13 protein-coding genes are annotated in these 15,743 nt (G+C 46.7%); 5 read left to right on the forward strand and 8 right to left on the reverse strand.

The genetic code is table 11. From position 1 onward, the window contains the following. Positions 1-50 precede the first annotated feature (50 nt). The 7 genes from AC0VYG_RS22590 to AC0VYG_RS22620 form a co-directional block, all read right to left on the reverse strand. The gene (locus AC0VYG_RS22590; RefSeq protein WP_475430109.1) at positions 51-791 is read right to left on the reverse strand and encodes a lysophospholipid acyltransferase family protein; all 741 of its coding nucleotides are present in this window, start codon (positions 789-791) and stop codon (positions 51-53) included. Between the two features lie 18 nt (positions 792-809). Beyond that, positions 810-1,919, reverse strand: coding sequence for a 1-acyl-sn-glycerol-3-phosphate acyltransferase (locus tag AC0VYG_RS22595; protein WP_475430110.1), 1,110 nt, complete (start codon positions 1,917-1,919; stop codon positions 810-812). A gap of 233 nt (positions 1,920-2,152) precedes the next feature. Further along, positions 2,153-5,074, reverse strand: a complete 2,922-nt coding sequence (locus AC0VYG_RS22600) for an insulinase family protein (protein WP_475430111.1) — start codon at positions 5,072-5,074, stop codon at positions 2,153-2,155. A 173-nt stretch (positions 5,075-5,247) separates the two neighbouring features. Further along, on the reverse strand, positions 5,248-5,829 hold the full coding sequence (gene smrA, locus AC0VYG_RS22605; RefSeq protein ID WP_475430112.1) for a DNA endonuclease SmrA: 582 nt from the start codon (positions 5,827-5,829) through the stop codon (positions 5,248-5,250). A 370-nt stretch (positions 5,830-6,199) separates the two neighbouring features. Beyond that, positions 6,200-7,051, reverse strand: a complete 852-nt coding sequence (locus AC0VYG_RS22610; protein ID WP_475430113.1) for an ABC transporter substrate-binding protein — start codon at positions 7,049-7,051, stop codon at positions 6,200-6,202. Between the two features lie 27 nt (positions 7,052-7,078). Continuing rightward, positions 7,079-7,948, reverse strand: coding sequence for a phytanoyl-CoA dioxygenase family protein (locus AC0VYG_RS22615; RefSeq protein WP_475432562.1), 870 nt, complete (start codon positions 7,946-7,948; stop codon positions 7,079-7,081). Positions 7,949-7,973: 25 nt separating this feature from the next. Next, a complete protein-coding gene (locus tag AC0VYG_RS22620; protein ID WP_475430114.1) occupies positions 7,974-9,494 on the reverse strand; it encodes an amino acid ABC transporter permease/ATP-binding protein in 1,521 nt (506 codons plus the stop codon). Positions 9,495-9,890: 396 nt separating this feature from the next. Between AC0VYG_RS22620 and AC0VYG_RS22625 the strand changes: the two genes are divergently transcribed. The 5 genes from AC0VYG_RS22625 to argE all read left to right on the forward strand — a co-directional run bounded on the left by AC0VYG_RS22625 (position 9,891) and on the right by argE (position 14,513). After that, on the forward strand, positions 9,891-10,805 hold the full coding sequence (locus AC0VYG_RS22625; RefSeq protein ID WP_475430115.1) for a LysR family transcriptional regulator: 915 nt from the start codon (positions 9,891-9,893) through the stop codon (positions 10,803-10,805). 170 nt (positions 10,806-10,975) lie between these two features. Next, positions 10,976-12,235 carry a flavin-containing monooxygenase gene (locus tag AC0VYG_RS22630; protein WP_475430116.1) on the forward strand — a complete coding sequence of 420 codons (1,260 nt, stop codon included), beginning with the start codon at positions 10,976-10,978 and terminating at the stop codon, positions 12,233-12,235. Positions 12,236-12,246: 11 nt separating this feature from the next. Next, the gene (locus AC0VYG_RS22635) at positions 12,247-12,663 is read left to right on the forward strand and encodes a RidA family protein (RefSeq protein ID WP_067342213.1); all 417 of its coding nucleotides are present in this window, start codon (positions 12,247-12,249) and stop codon (positions 12,661-12,663) included. Positions 12,664-12,676: 13 nt separating this feature from the next. Further along, positions 12,677-13,351: a DUF1028 domain-containing protein gene (locus AC0VYG_RS22640; RefSeq protein WP_475430117.1), complete on the forward strand. Its 675-nt coding sequence runs from the start codon at positions 12,677-12,679 to the stop codon at positions 13,349-13,351. Continuing rightward, a complete protein-coding gene (argE, locus tag AC0VYG_RS22645; protein WP_475430118.1) occupies positions 13,344-14,513 on the forward strand; it encodes an acetylornithine deacetylase in 1,170 nt (389 codons plus the stop codon). The genes AC0VYG_RS22640 and argE overlap by 8 nt, the downstream gene beginning before the upstream one ends. 23 nt (positions 14,514-14,536) lie before the next feature. Here argE and pyrB read toward each other — a convergent pair whose 3' ends face one another. After that, positions 14,537-15,589, reverse strand: a complete 1,053-nt coding sequence (gene pyrB / locus AC0VYG_RS22650) for an aspartate carbamoyltransferase (protein ID WP_475430120.1) — start codon at positions 15,587-15,589, stop codon at positions 14,537-14,539. Between the last annotated feature and the right edge of the window lie 154 nt (positions 15,590-15,743).

A 15,743-nucleotide genomic window follows, 5' to 3' on the forward strand; every position in this document is an offset into this window, starting at 1 on the left:
TTGCGGCTTTTTATTGTCAAAGCGATAACACAAGAATAATCGCGGCGTGCTTATGCACCTTTTGGCAATTTTGCCATTTCTGCCCGCATCCAAGCGGTCACTTCATCGTGCAGTTGACCCGTTTTCTTACCTTCCGACTCAATCACGGGGCCAATCACCACACGAATCGCCCCAGGCTTTTTCAAAAAACTCTTACTTGGCCAAGCGTATCCCGCATTATGTACCACAGGCAAAATCGGCACATTCGCAGACGTTGCCAGCATGGCAGCTCCTTTGTTGAACTCTCTCACTTCCGTTGGCTTAGTACGTGTCCCCTCAGGAAAAATCAATACTGATCGGCCATCTTCCAAACGCTCTTTACCCTGGCTCATAATTTGTTTCAGCGCATTGGTACGTTTAGAACGGTCAATGGCAATCGGCTGCACCATACGAAGCCCCCAACCAAAAAAAGGCATAGACAATAACTCTTTCTTCAAAACGGTGGACACCGGTGCCATCAGAACTTGTAGAACATATGTCTCCCATTCGCTTTGATGGTTCGCTACCAACACAACAGGTCGGTTTTTGTTGATATGCTCCCGTCCTATGATTTCAATCTTTACCCCACACAGAACCCGAAAAACAAACAACAATCCTTTATTGTGTAAATTCAGCACTGGTTGACGCATATCCTTAGGTAAAAGAATGGTGGCAAATGGTGCCATCAACCCAAATAGTATGGTTGATAACGCGTAATAAACAAAAAACACGGTGGAACCAACCCAGGATCTTAACAACGTCCCGATATTCATTAGTCATTACCTTACTGATTATACATTTACATATTTTTGCTTTTGTTTTAGCGGGTTAGCATACATAGCCAACACCGTCTCAAGCAGCGCCTCTGGACAAGTTTGCATATACACTTCAAACGCACTGTCCGTTGCAGGCAATCCTTGCTGTATAGCAAACGCCGATTCATTACTGGGCTGAATCGCATAATGAGTGACTATTTGACGATCGACTTCCGCCACAAAGTCTTCAGGCGTCTCAATGCCCTCTGTGGTGATAACATCTCCAAAGGTGACAACCACTTTACCTTTCTGCCCCACAATGCCATTTTTGATGCTATCAATGTCTTCAAATTCTGCTTTTTCGTAATTACCCGTCGTCGATTTTTGATGCAACTCCCGCGCCTTATCAAACGCACAAGGGTCGTATTCGTAGGAAATCGAGACTGGTACCACATTAAGATTGGCCATGGCCTCAGGAAAAGCTATTTTTTCTTTCTTCTGGCTCATGTAGAACATTTTAATGATCGCGGGATCTGTTTGATCTACACCATCTTTCGCACGACCTTCTTTCTGCGCAATCCAAATATTACAGTGCTCTTTGGTTATCGAATGGGTGATATAGGAAGATAACTGTCCAAAAGCCGCCATCATTTCACGGATACCATTGGCAGAACGCTTCACAATAAAGCTTTTATTCAGACGCATTAAGTCAGAAACAAAAGGACGACGCAGTAAATTATCCCCAATGGCTATTCGGACGGTATCCAGACCCGCCATGTATAAACCATAGTTAACAAATGCCGGGTCCATCGCAATGTCGCGGTGATTCGACAAAAATAAATATCCCACGTTCTTGTTAAGTTTATCGATACCTCGGTACTCAACATCTGTGGTCGTGTTTTTGATCATACGCGCCATGTAATTCGCTACACCCGTCTGAAAATCACGAACATTACGAATACCTGAGAACTGTCGTTTAAGAGCCATTTTCACCAACAGTGATAAGGGCCCTCTAAGGAATGTTGGCCAGCCAGGAAAACGAAAGCCTATGATGGTATTAATAAAATCCGGTGTTTGTAACAAGTTTTGCAACACCCCGACGACTTCATCGTCGTTGTAAGGGCGTATATCATGAAACTGATCCATTTAATTTTCCGCTAATAAAAACGATAACGTTTTTGTTATTTAAATATTTACTCGAAGCCAAACGCCAAGAGGCCACAAAAGACAGACGAAAAGACCGAGTTTATAGACCAACAACTCGTACTTTGAGTCTTTTCTGCATACCTATGACGGTTAACTTTTTATTTTGAACCTGACCCGGAGGCCAGATTCGTTATCATGGTTCTAGCAACCATCGACAATGCGATAGCCACGTCCTATAGGGTCTGAATATCAAACCCAAGTTTTTCAAGCTCTGCACGTCGTGCGTTCGATGTGACGACGGCAACACTTTCATTCTCTTTAGTCAGGTAGGCTTTCGTCACCGCTTTTAACTGATCAATAGTCACCGCTAGAATATTGGCGCGAAAGGCTTCTCGGTACTCAAGGGAACGGCCATGCAACTTAACATAAAAGTCACTTTGCGCTTCACCCGCAGGAGAGCTTGGCTTATCCATGGATCCGATCACGCCCAAAATAGCTTCTTCAAGCGCCGCGTCCGAGTGCTCTTCATTCAGCATCCATTCAATAGAGGCATCAAAATCCGCTAACGTTTCGGTCAAACGCGGGTCACGGTAGGAATAAAAACGGAATGCGCCACTGCTACCATCAAAGCTCGCACCACCACCGTAAGCGCCACCCTGTTCGCGAATGGCTCGGTGTAAGAAACCATTACGTAAAAAGCCGCCTAGCACATTAAGCGCTGCCACATCAGGATGGTCCCCCGATACCGTACGGAATGATTTACTACAGAAGCTTACTTGCGTGGCTGTTAGCCATGCTGTTTTCACACGAGTATCCACAGGCGCTAAAGCAAACGCTGCCTGACTATCCCCCTGCGGTAAGTCAGCAAATACCGTTTGTGCATTGTCTAACACACTCGCCTCGTGCTGAGGCTCGGCGACTAACAATAGCTGTTTTTTCGCAGTAAGCAACTTACCATGCAAACGCTTGAAGACAGCCAACACATTTTCAACCGCTGCGTTATCGGCTTTTATCGCGTCATCTAAGGCAATCGCAGAACGAATGCCAGACATACCGCCCCATTGTTCCTGTCTTGCCGACAAACCTGACACGCCTGCCGAGGCGGCTGTCATGGCTAAAGAGTGGCCTTGTCCCGTAATAGACTGCTCGCGACGGGCACGACGCTGCGCCACCAGCTCTTTGACTCGAGCAATTTCATCAAAGCGCACATTCATCATGGTGTCTTTTAATAACTCACTCATGGCTTTGACATTCGGCACCAAGGCTTTGCTAGACAAAATAAAATAGCCATTAAGGTCTTGCCGATCTTCAATCGTCGCACGAATCGAATTTGATGCGCCAAGCCCGCCACACACTTGGGACTGACGCTCTTGAACGGCCAGGTAATCTTGATCGCCGATGCCCAGCTCCGTCAAGACAGACGAGAACAAAGGCAAATGTTCTGTCTCTTCTTCGTCGAGCGCGGGTAAATCAATCACTAATTGCTGATAAACCAAGCCATTGGTTCCCTGAGGATAAAAAGTAATGGGCAAATCGCTTGAGACTTTCTCGTTGTCATACACAGGCAAGCTGGCCGGCACATCTTCTAGGCCTACTTTTGGCAAGATGCTCATATCGTCCACCTGTGCCTGACGGGCTTTAAGCGCCTCACTGCGGGCGACAATGTCCGCTTTCTGTTTATCGCTTAACGCCGCTTTAATCCTGCTCAAACGGTCTTTTTCCGCCTGATTTCGACGTGTTTCCAATGCATCATCAGGACTTAACGTGAGCGTGACTCGGTGGGCGTTAGACAACAATAAATTCTGGATCAAGTTTGGAATGTATTGCGGGTCACGCACTTTTTCTCGCATGGCCTCGATCACCGGATCCAAATCCAATTGCGCGATCACATCCCCAGAATGCACGGCTGTCGACAAGCCAGCTAGAATCAATTGCAAGCCATATGGGTAGCTGCCACCACCAATTTCACGTTGACTCAACTCCAGTTGGTGTAACATGGCATCGACCGTTTCTTGTGGTACACCTTGTTGAGCAATGTCCTCCAATGTTGACAGAATCAATGCTTCCACTTTTGTCGTGTTTTCACGCTTCACGCCTTCTAAGCCACACATGAAGCTCATTTCTTTATTGCTGTCCTCTAAACCACAAAAAGGCGACGGCGCGCGACCAAGGTCACTGTTCTCTAACACACGACGCAAGGGCGACGCACTGTTGTCTAATAACACATTGGACAATAACTGTGCTTCAAATTGTTGCGTCAGATCGATGCTTTCACCCAGCAACCATCCTACAACGACATGGCTACCATCTTCTTTCACTTCGTCTGCAGCGTAGCCTTCTTCCACTCGAATAGGAGAGAAATAGCGCTTCGCATTCGGCACACTCACTTGCGTATCCAAACGCTCAAAACGACTTAAGACCTTCTCCTCAAATTCCGCTTGTAGCGTTTCTGCTGGAATATCACCAAAGGTCATAAATACCGCATTGGATGGGTGATAGTGGGTCCGGTAAAACGCCAACAAATCTTGGTAAGATAAATCAGGAATATCACTCGGCTCACCGCCAGAGTTGAAATGATAGGTATTATTGGGGAACAGATATTTGGTCAGTGTTTGCCACAGCACAGAGGTGGTAGAGCTCATCGCGCCTTTCATTTCATTAAACACAACCCCTTTAAAGGTCAACTCTGACTCAGGGTTCGTTGGCTCCGCGAACTCTAAACGATGACCTTCTTGGGAAAAGTCCAATTCATCCAAACGTGAGAAAAAGACTGCGTCCAGATAAACCCCTAGCAGGTTATGAAAGTCCTTTTTATTTTTACTGGCAAAAGGATACGCAGTCCAGTCAGATGAGGTAAACGCATTCATGAAGGTATTCAACGAGCGACGAATCATCATAAAAAATGGATCGCGAACAGGAAAACGCTCAGAGCCACACAATACGGTATGCTCTAAAATATGCGCCACACCGCAAGAATCTGTTGGCACGGTTTTTAATCCAACCAAAAAGACGTTTTCATCGTTGTCCGATGCGATATGAAAATGTTTAGCGCCGGTTACGGTATGTTCGAACTCTTGAACGGTCACGTTCAAGGCCTCGATAAACTCACTGCGCAAATAAGTAAACGCAGGATGGTGCGCGGTACGATTTGTCATTCTCTACCTCGATTGATTTAGAATACGATGACTTATAATGTTTGGGGCTGCCTGACAAGTCTCAAGACAGCAAAATGCTGAAATTATAGCAAAGATGTCAGTTTTACTGCACGAACTTCACACAAAGCTTTTCTATTTACTGACGCTAGCGCCTCGTTATATAGGTAATAAGTTTAGCGTTTTTGGTGTTTTTCCCAGTTTTCTAGGCGGGCTTTTTCGCTTTTTTTAAACAGGACATACACGGCACCAAGACCACCATGGTGGCGTTGCGCGCTATGAAAGGCCATGACCATGTCTAAATCCCTCAACCATTTATTAATATAGCTCTTAATCGTCGCTTGATTATCTGGGTCGGGGGTACGGTCTCCTTTACCGTGAACAATCACCGCCACACGAATGTCGTTACGCAAACAATCTTCCGCAAACTGATAAACCAGTTCTCGTGCTTGAGCCACTGTACGACGGTGCAAGTCTAACCGCGACTCGATAGCGTATTTGCCTTGTCTTAAGCGCTTAAACACACCATCTTGAACCCCTGGGCGTTTATACTCAAGCATGTCATTAGGCGACACTTTCTGCACATAATCGTGGGATAAATGGTTACTATCCGCTTCTTGGGCAATGACCGCCGCCCGTTTTCTAGCCTTAAAATCGACAGCAGGGCCTTTTTTGCCTAAATACACCTCGCCCTTCTCTAGCGGCTTAATCCCCGCTACTTCTTGAGCAAACAAAGATGGATCATCTTCGTCTTTCACTGTCTTATCCTCTTCTTACCACTTGCTTTTAGCATAGCTTAATTCTCATAGGGACGGACGACTAACGAGCACCCTCCAGTTGTAACAAAGGCCCCGATTAGGAGCCTTTGTTACGATAACGCTCAAACATTTGCTTATTTTAGTACCTGTCCATGGAAAAGATGTCAAAAAACATCTTATAAGCCTAACTAAATATAAGGTAGGAGTTTACGGAAATGTGAATAGTTCTACAACGTGATTAGGTCGCTTTATCTATGGTAAACGGAGGAAGGACCCGCTCAATGATGAACATTAAGCGGATGAAGGCGAGACAAATCCATCAATGATGTCGTCAATATAAGAGGGAATCATGCCCTCTTATATTGTGGCGCTAAGGCTGTTTCGGCATTAACTGAGCAATATCTTCTGGAGTCGCCGCTTGGAAGTGGTACTTCTTCAGCAAAGCAGCGTACTCAGGTGTTTTACTGAACGCCTTCAAACCTTTGATTAAGGCTTGACGAACCTCCTCGTTGCCTTTTTTCACCCCCCAGCCATTTAACACGGGGTAGATCAGAGTATCGGAAGAAATCACCACTCGATTACCCGTTTTTTGTACTACGCCTCGCGCCACGGCGGCATCGGTAATTTGTGCCTCAACGGCATGAGATAACATAGCTTGGGTTGCCTGAGGGTCCGTTGGGTATTCACTGATTGAAATGGGTTTCAAACCCTTCGCTTCACAATAGTCTTTTGACAGTTTTTTAAGCGGTTTCAGCCACGCCGTCCCCGCCATGGAGCCAACTTTATGCCCACAAAAATCTTCAGGCACTTTAGGTTGATAGGCCGCTCCTTTAATGGACAAGATAGCATCCCCACTTTTTAGGTAGGGAATCATATCAATGACTTTCAAGCGATCGGCTGTGATGTACATTGAAGAATTGATAATGTCAAAACGGCCACCACGTAACCCCGGGATCAAGTTCGCCCAACGAGTATCCACATCGACGGCCTGACGACCAATCACTTTGCCAAGACCGGCTAGAAACTCAATATCAAACCCCTTTGGGGTGTTATCTTTCATGTATTCATAGGGGTAGAAAGTCATATCCGACCCCGCAATTATCTTTCCAGGCTCTTTGAAATCAGCCAATGCATTGCAGGAAGCAAAAGAGATGCTCGCTCCCACGACACCAGTTACGACAGAACGAATAGTCGAGCGTTTAACACAGGTATATAACGTCATAAGAAATCCTCTCGTTAGTTTAATGGATCAAGTGCCGATAAGGTCTTTTCCTGCTTGTTGGACAAAGAAGGAGGCACCTTTGGGTTTTTGTGGCAATTTCAATTGGTTCGCGGTACTGCGAATTTCACCGCTATCGGTCCCCCAAACAAGCGTTCCGGTATGAATGCTTGGCAAAGGATTGTCACCATAAGGCAAGGCATCTTCTGCGGCATAAACACTGATGAATAAAGTTCGAGGAAATTCCGTTTCATTGGGACTAGAGGCATGCAACAAGCGCGTGTGCATAAAGCACACTGAGCCGGCTTTGCCGTAACAGGCGACGGGGGCCTGGCAATTTTCTTGCTCCACTTGAGCATTCACTGAGCCCATAAAACGCTCACCATCCCAATGTGAGAAAAGTGGCCCCTTATGGCTTCTTGGAATAACTTGTAATGGCCCATTGTCAGGGGTGACATCACTTATCATTAAGAGACTGGTTACCAAGTCGTCATTACTGTGTGGCGTAAAGAGAAAATCTTGGTGCCATTTCACCTGAGTTGCCGTGTGCGGCAACTTAGAATTGATTTTACTATGATGCAAACGGGCGCCACGGTGGCCAACTAATTGCCCCGCAATGTGTGCCACTTTAGACGCCAAAGCCGTGTGCTTGAATGCCGCTGAAATTTCAGTTGGCGAGGCAACGCGACGCAATGAGGGATGATCTGAGCGGTGGTCGCTTTCGATATCAAACCGCGCACGTCCGTCTAAGGTTTTTCCCCAAGGCTCTGCATAGTGGCGACTGTCTTCAACCCATGCATCAAAGTCTGCTTGAAGGGCGGCCACTTCCGGTTCAGACAATACGTTATCCACCACGAGAAAACCCTGTTCGTGGTACTGATCTATTTGCCATTGTTCCATCACGAGCGACTCCGTCAGTATGCAATCAAGCCAAAGAGACATCTTTCAGAAAGGCCTCTACCCGAGGATTTCTCCCTTCCCTCAAGACCTGCGGCGCGTCATCACACACCACTCGCCCTTGTTCCATAAAGACAATTCGGTCGGAAACCTTGAAGGCAAAGTTCATTTCGTGGGTAACAATCACCATTGTGATGCCTTCGCGGGCTAAGTCTTCGATGACTTGCAACACTTCGTTGACTTTTTCGGGGTCCAAAGCGGAAGTGGGTTCATCAAATAACATGATTTGCGGCCGCATCATTAGAGCTCGAGCGATGGCGACACGCTGCTGTTGACCGCCGGATAATTGGTGCGGATATTTCCAAGCGTGCTCCAGCATGCCTACCTTATCGAGTAGTTGATACGCCTGAAGTTCCAGGTCAGTACGGCTCCCCATTTTGTGATAGCGCGGCGCAAGTAATAGGTTATCGATGACTTTTAAATGCGGAAACAAGTTAAAGCTTTGAAACACCATTCCTATCTTGGTTCTGTGCTCTGAATGCTCAATAAACCGCGACTTATCCGCGCCATGACGCAATAGCTTCAAGAATGGACTGCCATTAATATCAATTTCCCCATTGTCCAACTGCTCAAGTCCATTCAACAAGCGGATCAAAGTGGTCTTACCAGAGCCAGAAGGACCAATAATAGAGACGACCTCCCCACTATTCACGCTCATGTTGACTGAGCCCAACACTTCTACATCGTTATAACTTTTGTGCAGTCTTGACGCTTTCAGAGCGGGTCCATCAAACTCCGCCTGTGGCACCACTGGATGGGTAGGGGCACGACGAACGCTTTCCATGAGTTCAACCGATGGCTGACGAGCACTTTTTCCCCTTGTCACATCTAAATAGTTTTCGAGTTGTTTTAATAAGAAATCAAACACTGTCACAATCATGACGTAATAAGCCGCTACCGCCGCCATGGTTTCCAACACCAAAAAGTTCTGGGTATAGAGACGTTGGCCCACCATTAAAATTTCGGTTAAGGAAATCACTGAGACCAGAGACGTCAACTTCACAATCGAAATGTATTCGTTTGTTAAAGCGGGTAAGGCAACTCTGATAGCCTGTGGAATCACCACCAACCATTGAATCCCGACAAAGCGAATGCCCAACGCTCTGGCCGCTTCCTCCTGCCCTTTCGGAATAGAGAGCAAGCCACCACGATGAATTTCAGCAATATAGGCACTTTCACACAGCACCATGGCAATCAATCCTGCCCAAAAAGGACTCGCCAGAACCGTGCTGCTAGCGGGAAAAATCTGCGGCATGTTGTAAACAAAAATGAGCAAAACAAGGAGCGGTAAACTGCGAAAAAACCATATATAAATTTTCGCTGGAACATTTAAAAGTACAAAACGAGACTGTTTTCCAAGTGCTAAAACAAAGCCGAATACAATACTTAATAGCCAGCTGGCCAAGCTGAGTTTTATCACCGTCAAGCTTGCCCACCAAAAATCCGCTAAGCGAAATAAGCTGAAAAAGTAATTCCAATCAAACGTCATAGAATGGCGACCTGTCTTCATAAGTGAATAAGAGCGAACTCTCAAAATGTGTGTCATCACTATGTAGGGAGATCTAGACGCCTAGCAATTATTATTTTTTTCTCTTCTAGTTTTAAAAAAACTATCTAAGCCACTCGCCTCATAATAAAGCACCCTTTCACCTACTAACTTAAATAAATACAAGTACTTTTATGTATCGCACCAAATAAAAACAAAAAATCACACCAAAATGGTGCATAAATTTAATTTATCTACGTTACTTTTTTAATGACTTTCTCAAGAGGGCTTTCTATCTGTTGGAAAATAGAAAGGTAACAAGCGGATGGCATACCGCTTGCAATATAAAGACTATAAACTAATCAAAACAAACAATAATTTTTCTATAGGTACTTTTCCATGCGGTATTTCACCTTAAAGCAGCTTTACTATTTTGCAACGGTTGTCGAAACCGAAAGCATTGCAGAAGCGTCCCGTAAGTTGCACATCGCCCAACCCTCTATTTCGATTGCCATCAAAAACCTTGAGGACTCCTTCGGGCAGCAGCTTTTGATCAGACATCACGCACAAGGGGTTTCGCTAACGCCCAGCGGGCGACGATTTTATGATAAGGCGCGAGAACTACTCAGACTCTCCCATGAGTTTGAACAAAATACACTGGCGGCAAGCGACATCGCCAGTGGCAAAATCTCCATTGGGAGTTTTGAATCGGTTGCGCCTCTTTACATTCCAAAGTTGATCGCAGGCTTTAAACAGCAATACCCAGATATAGAAATTCAACTGCACGATGGTGAACAACATGAAATCATGGTGGGATTACATCGGGGTCAATTCGATCTTGCTTTCTTATATGACCTGCAACTGGATAATTCGATTCGCAAAGAAACCTTAAATGCACCACATAAGCCTTATGCACTTCTGCCTGCCAAGCATCCACTGGCACAAAAACGCTCGGTGACACTGGCTGAGCTAAGTCGCGAACCGATGGTCATATTGGATGTCATCCCCAGCCGAAATTATTTTTTAAGCCTGTTTACCGAGAAAGGTCTGCATCCAGAGATTGCGTACGCTTCACCCTCTATAGAAATGGTCCGCTGCATGGTGGGTCAGGGACAAGGATTTTCTGTGCTGGTTACCAAGCCCTGCACCAATATTACCTACGACGGTCAAGAGCTGGCGTATCTTGATATTGAAGATGAAATGGAAAGCTCAACCTTAATCATGGCGTATTTGAAAACCAATGAACCGACCCATCCTGCACGCTTATTTATGGATTATTGCCGCAGTGTCAATCTTGATAATAAAGAAGAGTAAATAGAACAAACACAAACATAATTCGATGAACAAATTAAAACCATTTTATGCCATCGATATTTTTTCTATTTAGATCGTATATTTATAATATTTTACTGTCTTTATTCACTGCCATAAGCTGAGTTCATCCCTTTTGGGCAATTAACATCCGACAATAAAGGCATTTACACATGACAGTGACTATTACAGACATCGACACACTGGTTGTCGGGGCAGGCCAAGCAGGTATTGCCATGAGCGAGCACTTAACTCGCCAAGAAGTACCGCACATCGTACTCGAGAAAAACCGTATTGCCGAAGCATGGCGAAGCCATCGATGGGACTCCCTCGTTGCAAATGGCCCCGCATGGCATGACCGCTTCCCTGGCATGACATTCCCTGGTGCTCACCCAGACAGCTTTGTCTCAAAAGACAATGTCGCTGACTATTTCCAAGCCTATGCCCATAAATTTGATGCCCCTGTCAAAACGGGGGTTGAAGTCTTTAGTGCGGTCCGCGATGAAGGTAACGGCGGTTTCATCATCGAAACATCAGAAGGCTCCTTTAAAGCGCAACGTATTGTCAGCGCCACTGGACCGTTTCAAATTCCGATCATTCCATCCACTGCGCCGACCGACCCTGAGCTCTACCAGATTCATTCTGCAAAATATTATAACCCCGAGCAGTTACCTGAAGGCGCCGTATTGGTCGTGGGAGCAGGGTCTTCCGGCGTACAAATTGCCGACGAACTAAACCGTGCCGGCAAACAAGTCTTTCTTTCGGTAGGCCCCCATGATCGACCACCTCGTAGCTATCGAGGCCGTGACTTTGTTTGGTGGCTTGGCGTACTAGGGTTATGGGATGCGGCAGCCAATGAGCCAGGCAAAGAGCATGTCACCATTGCCGTAAGCGGTGCAGACGGCGGCAAAACCATCGACTTTCGAGAGTTAGCATCACAGGGGCTGAACCTGGTTGGTCGCACCAGTGCATTTGAAAATGGCGACGTATACTTTGATGGTGATTTGGCAAAGAATATTCGTGCAGGTGATGATAACTACCTTTCTCTGCTAGACCGCGCGGATGAATACGTCGCTCGCCACGGTCTGGACTTACCTGAGGAACCAGACGCTCGGCACTTCCTAGCGGATCCTGAGTGCATGACCAACCCTACCACCAAGCTTAACCTGAAAGCGGCGGGCATCAATACGATTATTTGGGCTACGGGTTTTGCCACGGATTACAGCTGGCTGAAGGTTAATGCCTTTGATGAGAACCATCAACCTAAGCACCATCGCGGTGTTTCCAGCGAAGCCGGTGTGTACTTTTTAGGCTTACCTTGGTTATCACGTCGTGGTTCCACCTTTATCTGGGGCGTTTGGCACGATGCAAAATACATCGCAGACCAAATCGTGATTCAACGCCAATACCAGTACTATCCAAATAACGTTTAGAGGCCAGAATCATGCCGACACACACACGAATTCGCATGTTTAACACCAAAGAAACCTATCCTAATCAATCACTTGATAATGATTTATGCCAAGCCGTTGTGGCGGGTAATACGGTCTATGTTCGTGGTCAGGTCGGTACCGATTTTGAAGGTAATCTCATTGGCCTAGGGGATCCGCAAGCACAAGCGGAGCAAGCCATGAAAAACGTCAAGCAGCTACTCGAAGAAGCGGGCAGTGATTTGTCCCACATAGTAAAAACCACCACCTACATTACCGACCCACGCTACCGCGAACCCGTTTATCGCGAGGTGGGCAAATGGCTAAAAGGCGTTTTTCCCATTTCAACAGGCTTGGTAGTGGCTGGCTTGGCGCAACCACAATGGCTCATGGAAATCGATGTCATCGCCGTGATACCAGAGAAGAAGTAACTAAGGAGAGAATATGACTATATCTATTACCGCGTTCTGCCCAGAGAGCGGACAACTGGGTATTGCAATCAGTTCTTCCAGCATTGCAGTAGGAGCTCGCTGCCCCTGGCTGTTGTCTGGAGTGGGGGCCGTTTCCAGCCAAAACATCACGTTGCCTGCACTAGGGCAAAAAATTCTAGCGCGCATGGAGACAGGGCTCACACCGGATCAAGCCTTAAAAGAATCACTATCAGACGATAAGTTCAGCGCCTATCGTCAAGTAGCCGTCATTGATACCCATGGACAAACAGCCTGTTTTAGCGGCACCGAAACCCTAGGCATCCATCATATGGTAAAAGGTCACCACTGCGTGGCGGCGGGTAATATGCTGTCTCAGTCGAACGTAATTGACGCCATGATACAGGCCTTTGAAGCCAGTTCCGGCGAATTAACAACCCGTTTGATTGACGCACTTACCGCCGGTATCAATCAAGGTGGCGAGGCTGGACCAGAACATTCTGCTGCCGTAAAAGTGGTGGATGACTATACATGGCCGATTGTTGATTTGCGTGTCGATTGGGCCAACGAAGACCCTGTCGGGGAACTTGGCAAGCTATGGCAAGATTACGAACCACAAATGCAAGCCTATGTTACTCGAGCACTAGACCCTAGACAGGCGCCTAGTTACGGAGTACCGGGGGATGAGTAGTCCTGCCTCCCACTCTATTCGGGATGTCCTGAGTCAATTACTCCGCTTTGATACCACCAGCCGAGAATCGAATATCGAGCTCATTCAATTTATTCAACGCTATCTTAACGCGTTGAATATTGACTCGACGCTGATTTTTAATACTGAGGGGACCAAAGCGAACCTTTACGCTCGCCTTGGTCCCCCAGGAAATGGCGGCGTTATGTTATCAGGCCACACAGATGTGGTGCCTGTTGATGGGCAGAATTGGTCTGTTCCGCCTTTTCAACTCACCGAGCAGGACAATAAATACTTTGGCAGAGGCAGTGCTGACATGAAGGGCTTTATTGCCTGTGTGCTGCATGTCATCCCTTTATTCCAAGAAAGTCAACTCACCCTCCCCCTTCATCTGGCTTTTTCTTACGACGAAGAAGTCGGCTGCTTAGGGGTTCGCAGCCTTATTGAGCACTTGCGAGCGTCTCCCGATAAACCCGCTATGTGTATTATTGGTGAACCCACGAACATGAAGCCCGTTTATGGTCACAAAGGGAAAATCGCCATGCGCTGTAAAGTACATGGCCATGCTTGCCACTCCGCTTATGCCCCTGTAGGCGTCAATGCCATTGAGTATGCAGCTAAGCTCATCAATAAAGTAACTGAACTTTCTACTCCGTTAAAAGAGGAGCAAGATGAGCGCTTTGATCCACCTTATAGCACATTACAAACAGGGCTGATTCAAGGGGGAGCCGCACTCAATATTGTGCCGGAGTTCTGCCAATTTGATGTCGAAATGCGTTATCTACCAGAAAGCAATGCCAGAGCCACTTTTGAGACACTACAGCACTACGCTTCCTCTTGCTTAGAGCCTGAGATGCAACGCATTCATGGGAAGTCCAAGATCCAGTTTGAAACGCTTGCGACGTACCCTCCTTTACTGACAGACCCACAATCCGACTTTGCCCAATGGTTAGTGCAATGGAGTAACAGCGCTGAATTCGATACCGTCGCATTTGGTACAGAAGGCGGACTATTTGATGAGGCGGGTGTTGCCACTCTGGTATGTGGCCCAGGCAGTATGGAGCAAGGCCACAAACCAGACGAGTTTGTTCAAATTGATCAATTAGAACAGTGTAAAAACATGCTCACCAATCTGTGTGAATGGATGAGTGACCAAACACTTTAAACAAAACATCAAATATAACCCTATTACTTGGCAGGGTTTCGCTCATAAAAAGCAGCATCCTGGACGCCCGTGTAGCGAGGAGTGAACCACTTAGCTTCCTGTAAGCTATTCTGCACGTGATCAGCCACGCCCATCACGGAGGCGAAAAGCGCCATACGAATCGGCACACCGGCATCGGTCTGACGAAAGATGGCTAAACGTGAATCTGAGTTCAGGTCATCCGACAGGTCGTTTGCTCCTTCACGACTGTCCCGGGGCAAAGGGTGCATAATCAAGGTATTGGGAGAAGCAAAACGCTCAAACAACGCCGCATCAATGCGAAAGTTGCTGGAGTAGTTTTCCGCTAATTCATTCTCAGGAAAACGCTCTTTTTGCACTCGGGTTGTGTAAATCACATCCGCTTGCCTCAACGCCTCACCCACGTTCTGAGTTTCCTCCACGTCTATGGTTTGCTTTGCGAGCATATCTCTAAGGTTCTCCGGCAATCGCAAGTTTTCTGGCGACAGAAAAATCAATTTGCGAGGCGAAAAACGCACCAATAGTTTCACCAGAGAATGAATCGTACGGCCAAACCGCAGATCCCCTGCCAACACAATCACGCTTTTCTGCAAACAACGATCTGTTCGTTGCAACTCCCGCTCTAAAGTATACAAATCAAGCAAGGCTTGCGTGGGGTGTTCACCAGCACCATTACCGCCATTGATTACAGGAACATAGGTTTGTGCAGCAATGTCATAAATTGCCTGCTCCTCAGGATGGCGAACAACGAGAATATCCCCATAGCCACTCACGACACGACTGGTATCTTCAAGGGATTCCCCCTTGGCAATGGAAGAAAAGGAAAAGCCCGTTGTGCTGGAAACCGATCCACCAAGGCGCATAAAAGCCGAATCAAAGCTAAGACGAGTACGGGTACTTGGCTCAAAGAACAAACTGCACAACATTGCCCCTTCCAATATACGAGTATACTTTAACCCCTTCGCTACTGGCTGAAGGAGATCCGCCAGCTCGAACAATCGATGAAGATCGTCATTATCAATACTGTCACAACTCAGAATATGCTTACCCGTTAACATCTTAGGTTCCTTATCAGCGCTATAAGTCAATGTTAGAGCCACACGCAAAAGCTCATTAGCGTGGAATAATACGGGGAAACGAGCATTCACACCATGTCATAATCATCACAACCTGATCGCGTCATCCCCTCCCAGCTGGTTGCTAGAGTAAATT

Source organism: Marinomonas sp. 63XJN7_7_ISO-PGPR-S23-202, assembly GCF_056173505.1.

Excerpts from the sequence above, each read along its gene's own strand:
- AC0VYG_RS22590 (WP_475430109.1), bottom strand. The coding sequence starts at position 791 with ATGAATATCGGGACGTTGTTAAGATCCTGGGTTGGTTCCACCGTGTTT.
- AC0VYG_RS22595 (WP_475430110.1), bottom strand. The coding sequence starts at position 1,919 with ATGGATCAGTTTCATGATATACGCCCTTACAACGACGATGAAGTCGTC.
- AC0VYG_RS22600 (WP_475430111.1), bottom strand. The coding sequence starts at position 5,074 with ATGACAAATCGTACCGCGCACCATCCTGCGTTTACTTATTTGCGCAGT.
- AC0VYG_RS22610 (WP_475430113.1), bottom strand. The coding sequence starts at position 7,051 with ATGACGTTATATACCTGTGTTAAACGCTCGACTATTCGTTCTGTCGTA.
- AC0VYG_RS22615 (WP_475432562.1), bottom strand. The coding sequence starts at position 7,948 with ATGGAACAATGGCAAATAGATCAGTACCACGAACAGGGTTTTCTCGTG.
- AC0VYG_RS22620 (WP_475430114.1), bottom strand. The coding sequence starts at position 9,494 with ATGACGTTTGATTGGAATTACTTTTTCAGCTTATTTCGCTTAGCGGAT.
- AC0VYG_RS22625 (WP_475430115.1), top strand. The coding sequence starts at position 9,891 with ATGCGGTATTTCACCTTAAAGCAGCTTTACTATTTTGCAACGGTTGTC.
- AC0VYG_RS22630 (WP_475430116.1), top strand. The coding sequence starts at position 10,976 with ATGACAGTGACTATTACAGACATCGACACACTGGTTGTCGGGGCAGGC.
- AC0VYG_RS22635 (WP_067342213.1), top strand. The coding sequence starts at position 12,247 with ATGCCGACACACACACGAATTCGCATGTTTAACACCAAAGAAACCTAT.
- AC0VYG_RS22640 (WP_475430117.1), top strand. The coding sequence starts at position 12,677 with ATGACTATATCTATTACCGCGTTCTGCCCAGAGAGCGGACAACTGGGT.
- argE (WP_475430118.1), top strand. The coding sequence starts at position 13,344 with ATGAGTAGTCCTGCCTCCCACTCTATTCGGGATGTCCTGAGTCAATTA.
- pyrB (WP_475430120.1), bottom strand. The coding sequence starts at position 15,589 with ATGTTAACGGGTAAGCATATTCTGAGTTGTGACAGTATTGATAATGAC.